Origin of the sequence: Candidatus Megaera venefica, assembly GCF_034554655.1 — a bacterium.
Classification (GTDB): Bacteria; Pseudomonadota; Alphaproteobacteria; order Rickettsiales; family Rickettsiaceae; genus Megaera_A; species Megaera_A venefica.
Map to the genome: position 1 here is coordinate 1 of NZ_JARJFB010000102.1, position 7080 is coordinate 7080.

Below are 7080 nucleotides of genomic sequence, written 5' to 3' on the forward strand. Positions count from 1 at the left end.
ACTTAATACTATCAACTCTCTTTAACTACTATAACAATGTAATATATTTCCTCGTTGCCTACCATACCTATTTATTTATACTTAACGATGCTGCCTAATATTACAAATCTTTTTTCCTGAGCTGAGCTTAAAGTTATGGCAAACACTGCTTGCAGTTTTGTTATACGCAACATGTGTTATGAATAACACTTGCTTTTTACGCCGACTCAAAATAAAATATACTAAATTTTAATTATTTATTTTAGTTATTAATAATGGCAATAGCATTTGCACATCCGGAATATGTAAGTAGGAGTTCAGGAGCTAACGCCTGTTGTAAGAGTGCATATAATGCTAGAGATAAAATAAAAGATTTAAAAACAGGTGTTGTTTATAACTGGCAGAGACGTAGCGATAATGTTTATCATGATATTATGTTGCCCGATTATGTAGATAAGAAATTTAAAAATGCAGCAGTACTGGCAAATGAAGTAGAGAAAATAGAAAAACGCAAAGATAGTCAGCTTTATGTAGAATGGTTACTTGCTTTACCTAAAGAAACTAACGTTTCTCTAGAATTAAAGTTAGAAATGGTTCATGAATTTATTAATAGAAAAGGGTGGATAAAAGAAGGTCTCGGCGTGCAAGTGGATATCCATAAGCCGCACGGTGATGATATTAATTGGCATGCACATTTATTAGTTACTACACGTAGATTTGCAGAGAACGGAAAGGAATTTAGCGATAGAAAAGCAACTGATTTACAGCCTGAAGTAAAATACGGCAAAGTACAAAAAACCCCTGAAATAGATAATAATATTTTCTGGAGAGATGTGCAGAATGATAAATTCAAAGAGTACGGCATGTCGAATCGTGTAGATTTAAATGGAGAAATCACTCAAGAACATATCGGTCCTATACGTATGCGTAGCGTCTTGAATGAGGCGGTAATTCGCAATGAGGAACGTAAATTTGCTAACATAGAATTGTTAAAAACCGGAGCGGATGTTATTGCTAGAGTTACTAAACATGCAAGTATTTTTACTGAAAAAGATCTGGAAAGAGCAGTGAAATGTATTCCTAATCATGAAAAAGCCGCTAGCCTAGTTCTTGAAGCTCTAAATTCAGATCAAATAATGCCTCTATATCACAAAGGCGGCGGAGAAAGCGGTTTTTATACTATTACTGAGGTTAGAGATGAAGAATTAAAGCTAGTGCGACTCGGCGGATATATAGCAAATCAAAAGAATTTAATACTAAATAGTACCGGTACGGAGCTTAGTACGATTAGTAAAATAATAAGCGAAGACCGATCTTTGAATACTCAGCAATCTGGTGCGTTATCTCATTTATTACTAGCAAGCGGGGGCTTGAGAATCCTCAGAGGACGTGCGGGTACGGGTAAAAGTCACGTGCTAGGCAAATTATTGTCAATCGCTAGCTACTCTAGAGTAAACGTAATCGGGCTTGCTCCTACTCATAAAGCAAAACAGGAGCTTGAACAAGTCGGATATAAAACTTGCGATACGATCAAAGGATTTTTATTCAAATTACACAATAATAGAGCCGATCTTCCTAAAGGCAGCCTAATTGTTATAGATGAAGCGGGTATGGTCGGTAACGACGACTACTGCGAATTACTAAGAGTAGCCGCTAGCAGAAGCTGTAACGTTATTTTAGCCGGAGACGAGAGACAGTTGTCGTCCGTCTCTCGCGGAGGGATGTTTGAGGTATTTGCCGATGAATTCGGTAGTTGCGAGATGAACGACATTAAGCGACAAGAACTTGAATGGGGTAAGGATGTTGCTCTTAGCTTCTCGAACGGCGATATAAGAGGCGGGATAAATATACTAAAATCTAACAACCGTTTATATAGCGCAACTACCACAATAGATTCGGCGGAGCAGCTGCTTAATAATTGGAACGATAGTAGTGAGGGCGTTCGGCACAGGTTAATTATAGCCGTTAAAAATACCGATGTTGACACCTTAAATGCAGGGGCAAGAGAGTTGCTAAAGGCAAAAAATATTTTAAGCGGGACGGAAATATCAATTACCAAAGACGCTAAGGATTTCTTCTTTATGAAAAATGACCGTATCGTCTTTAATCAGAGTAATAAAGAACTTAATTTAAGTAACGGTGATTTCGGTAACTTGGAAGCGGTAAGCTCTACAAAGTTTGTAGTAAAACTCGATCAGGGGCGTGAGGTAGAATTTAACCCGAGTGAGTTTAGCGGGTTTAAGCACGGTTATGCTTCTACCGTTTATAAAGCCCAAGGTAGCTCAATTAGAGACGTATATGTATTACATGACGGATTCTCTACCAATAGAAATTCTTACGTTGCCATGAGCCGTCATATCAAAGATATTCATCTATACACAAACAAGCTTGCGACAAAAACCGACGATCATTTGATAGGACAACTGGGCTTTAACCCTGAAGCGGGGAGTAGTATTAACTATTTGACTCGCGAAGACCTAGAAGCTAAAAAGACTCTAGAAAACAAAGGATTACTAGCTAAAACTTACGGCAAAGTTAGTTCGAAGTTTAAAGAACAAATAACGAGCTTTGTCGATAAAAACAAAATAGACGCAGGTTATTACGTTTTTGAAAAGTCTGAGGTTAGTAAAGCGGAGGTTGAAGAAATTTTAGATTTAGTTCATGAATATCGATCAAATACCCTTAATATAAATCAAGATCATATTAATGAGAACGTACTTGAATTAGAGGAAAGAGCTGTAGTAGGAGGTTATAATATTAAGCAAAGCACGGGGTTACATAATACGTCAAAAGTCCAAAATAATATTGCATTTAAGTCCTCGGGCGATGCCTCAAACGTTAATAGTAGCGTTTTAGAGCAAAACTTGCAACTTAAGAGCAATATTACGGAAGGCAAAAAACAAAGATCGACTCCGAAAGAGAGATTTTATGCTAGTAGAGAATACTTACAAAATAAAGCGCGTACTCAAAAAATAAATTACGAACAAGAAGATATAAAATTACGTCAAGAAGTAAACATAAGTGCAGAAAGAATAGCCAGAGATTTACTCGGCGAACCCAATAAGCATTTATCTAACGGTACTAATTTACGCTTCGGCAGCGGCGGAAGCTTCATAGTTAAAATCACCGGTGAGAAAAGAGGTACTTGGTATGATTTCAAAGAAGGCAAGGGTGGTGACTTATTTGATTTAGTGCAAGAAAAACAAAATTGCGATTTTAAAGAAGCTGCTAATTATTTGCGCGGGATTGTCGGTATTAGCGGGTCTAGCGTATTAAAGTTAGTTTATGATCATGAATCAAAAGATAGGTACGTAGATCATTACAAACAAGCAACCTCTTCAAGCTCAATTGAAGATGCCAAGGTTAAAAAAGCCGAGAATCTATATAGTAGGGCAAAAGTAATCGAGCATAATAGTACGGCTTACAAGTATCTTGCGAACGCTAGGGGTATTACTTGCGATTTAGCTTCGGATATTAAAACGGCGGATATCTTCGATAAAGATTTAGGTAAAAAATTACCCACGATTATTGCTTTTGCTAGAGACGATAGCGGTAATATCACCGGAGGTCAGCAATTATTACTTGATAGAAGAACAAACAATAAAGCAACCGTTAGTAGTCCTAGAAAATCATTCGGCAAAATTGCCGGTTCTTTTGTAGAAATTAGCAATTCTAATCAACAAAGTCGGCACGATAATATAACGATAATAGCCGAAGGTTTAGAGACTGCTTTGTCGATCAAGCAAGCGGGTATTGGTATTGATGCCAAAATAATATGTGCGCTCGGTATAAGTAATATCAAGAATTACATACCTAAAGAAAATGAAAGAGTAATAATAGCTGCAGATAATGACGGCGAAGCCTCTATTACTTCTAGAATTACCGCTGAAGCTAGTAATGTTTTACGGATGCGAGGAGCGACAGTTAGAATCGTTAGCCCAAGTGAGATCGGTGATTTTAATGATATATTACAAAAAGATAAGGTACGCGGTGCATCAGATATTAAAGATATTTTTAATCCTGTAATTAGTAGTCTAAAAGCAAAGACTTTGAATGAGTTTTTTGCTAACCCTAAGGAGTTAGATAAATTAAGCTCGGAAGCCCAAAAAGACCTCGCTTATGTCAGTAAGTATAATATCAACGAAGATAAGTTACTGAATAGCTTTAAATATAGTGTGGCAAGAGGAGTTGACGAGTTATCCGGCACTAAAGGTGGAGTAATGTATGCTGAAAGATCATATCACAACCATATTGAAGTAATAGAGGATATTAGAACTTTCGGCGGTGAGTTTAATCCTAAACAATTAATAGGGGAACTTAGTAATAAGCCCAAGGGCGGGCATTTAAATTATTTAAACGAACTATGTAACGATGCCTTACATAGCTATATAACTAATCATCGTAACCTATTTAATAAAGAGAAAGAACAAGCGACTAATCCTAATAAATTATTTGACGTCGTAGCTAAGGAGCAGCAATTATTCGTTAGCCTTAAGGAAAATCATAAGCATGCAATGATACATTATGCATTTAAAGACTATAAAGTATGTGAAGCCGCTAAAATAATGCAAGAACAACCTACGCTCTTACAAGATACCAAAAAAATTATCGTAGAAGCTCAAAAAGAAGGCTCTATGACGGATTTAGAAATCATGAGAACGTTAAAATCCACAATCAATATCGAAGATATTCATACTACTTTAGATAAAAGGCTTGAAAACCATTATATTAGAACAAATTTAGAATCATTTAAGGTATCTAAACTTGCCTCTAATTCTCCACAAGAAATGATTGCGATTATAAAAAAAGAGCAAGATTTTATGTCAGGCTTACATGAAAATATAAAATATCCCGATGAACAAAAAGATATACGGGAATTAATCGATCTAGCTTATGCTCAAAAATCCGATCAGGTAGTAAAGAAGTTGGATATATCGATACGGTGTGCTTTAACGAGCGGAATTAAAACTTCGGATGAAATTGTAAGTGAATTAAAGAACTCAGGCGATTTTAAAAGCACTTATATAGCCTTAGAGAAAGCACTTGAGATACATCATGTACAAACAAATTTAAGTAACTTCGCTCAAGAAAAGCTTGAGGCTAAATTACCGGAAGAAATAATTAGCGTATTATCCAAAGAGCAAAGCTTCTTAGCTGAATTAAAAGGTAATTTGCAATATAAGGATATTCATTCACTTAGCTTGTTAGACTCTATTAACAAAGCCTATGCGGTCAAAGACGGTAATATAATCCCGCTTCTTCAAAAAGCCGTAAATGTTGTTATAGAAACAAGTTTTAAGGATTTGGGTGTAATCGTTGATGAGCTGCAAAAAACAACGGATGTTAAAAACACTTATATACATCTAGATCAAGGGCTTGAAGCTCATAACATAAAATCAACTCTAAATAAATTTACGATAGCCAAGCTTGAAGCTAAATTACCCGAAGAGTTAATGACTTTATTTACCGAGGAGCAAAGGTATCTCGCCGAATTAAACGATACTATCAAATATCCGGATCAACATTCTAAAACCTTGTTAAATAAAGTTGCCGAGGCACGTATAGGGCAGCAAGATAATATAGTATCGGTTTTACGAAAAACCGTGGACGATAGTATAGAGGCGGGGCTTAAAGATAGCTCTACAATCGTTGAAGAATTAAAGAACGCAAGCGGTTTAAAGTCTGCTTACGTAAATCTAGACAGAGAACTTGAAAACCGCCTAGTGCAAACAAACTTAAATAGCTTTAGTCGTCAAAAGGCACAAGCTAGAACTCTGCCGGAGGTATTACAAATAACGAACGAGCAACAAGAATTTTTAGCCTCGTTACATAATACTATAAAATATCCCGAAGAGCATTCTCAAAGCCTATTAAATTCGATTGAAAAAGCTCATAGCGGACAACAAGATAATGTAATGCAAGAGCTATATAATGTAATGACACATATAACGAAGCATAAAATTATCCCTGAACAAGATTTACTGCAACAACTTAAAAATAGTGAAGATACGCATGCTACTATAAAAGAACTAACTAAATCAGCCGTAGAGCATCACGGCAGCTTCGTCAATACAAACATTAACCGTTTGATTAAACATGAGCGTTTAAAGATGGGAGACACAATATTTGATTGTCCTATGAAGTACTTGAATCATGAAATTGCCAATCCTGCTCATGCTTACGCAGATATAGCGGTATATAAAAAGTCTATCCCTCGTCTGCAAGAAATAATGAATAAACTTGAATTTAAAAAAGAACACGAACATTCTATGGGTGGAATGTCAATGTGAGCGCCAAGGAAAGTGCGTAAAATTCAGTCGGTGAGAATCCGATCTATGTAAAGTCTAACCAACAGCATAGAAGCGACTATTGCATTGCAGGAGGTGACGAATGTAGTGAAGCCAATAGAAGCGACATATTAGGCCGCAACGTAAGTGAAGGTGTTGAGCTCCGAAATGTTCGAGATTATAGAGGCCGACGTGTTACATTGTACGGAAGGCAGCATGAAGGATGACGCAATGGTAAGTCATCACTCACTCTATCGGGGTCTAAGTCCGCGGCATGGTATGAGATGGAGTTTACGTAAACTTGGGAGATCTTCTATGTTCTCGGAAGAGTATGTTGGGACAAGTCAAAATAGGCGAGAACTGACAAACGATATAGAAGAAGTCGGACTGACTGATAGTACTCAGAGCATAGGAAAGCTATGTACACGGGGAAGCGGTCAGCAATGGGGTGCTTGGTTGAGTACCATTATAGATAATGTTAATCACTATTGGCTACAACGATGCTTAGAGGAGAAAATTGTTGATCGTAATTTATTATGGTTAGTAAGGAGATTCTTAAAAGCTGGAGTAGTTGAGGATGGAAAACAGTTAGCAACGGATGTAGGAACTCCTCAAGGAGGAGTGATTAGTCCATTGCTTGCAAATATCTATCTTCATTATGTACTAGACTTATGGTTTAAGAAAGAAATTAAATCACAAGCAAAAGAACACATTGATCTAATAAGGTACTGTGATGACTGTGTGCCACGAATACAAAGGAGGAAGTTATGAAGCCAACATAAAGTTTAAACTTGTATGCAACTATATAAGAGAT

The 7080-nt window shown here is 36.7% G+C and carries 2 protein-coding genes; both read left to right on the forward strand.

Annotated elements, in window-relative coordinates:
• The first annotated feature begins 254 nt into the window (after positions 1–254).
• Entirely contained in the window at positions 255–6269 is a 6015-nt protein-coding gene (locus Megvenef_RS06475) for an AAA family ATPase (RefSeq protein WP_322777162.1), read from the forward strand.
• Between the two features lie 165 nt (positions 6270–6434).
• Positions 6435–7037, forward strand: coding sequence for a reverse transcriptase domain-containing protein (locus tag Megvenef_RS06480; RefSeq protein WP_322777163.1), 603 nt, complete (start codon positions 6435–6437; stop codon positions 7035–7037).
• Positions 7038–7080 lie beyond the last annotated feature (43 nt).

What these genes read in the sequence shown, in the direction of transcription:
- Megvenef_RS06480 (WP_322777163.1), top strand. Translation starts at nt 6,435, where the DNA reads ATGTTCGAGATTATAGAGGCCGACGTGTTACATTGTACGGAAGGCAGC.
- Megvenef_RS06475 (WP_322777162.1), top strand. Translation starts at nt 255, where the DNA reads ATGGCAATAGCATTTGCACATCCGGAATATGTAAGTAGGAGTTCAGGA.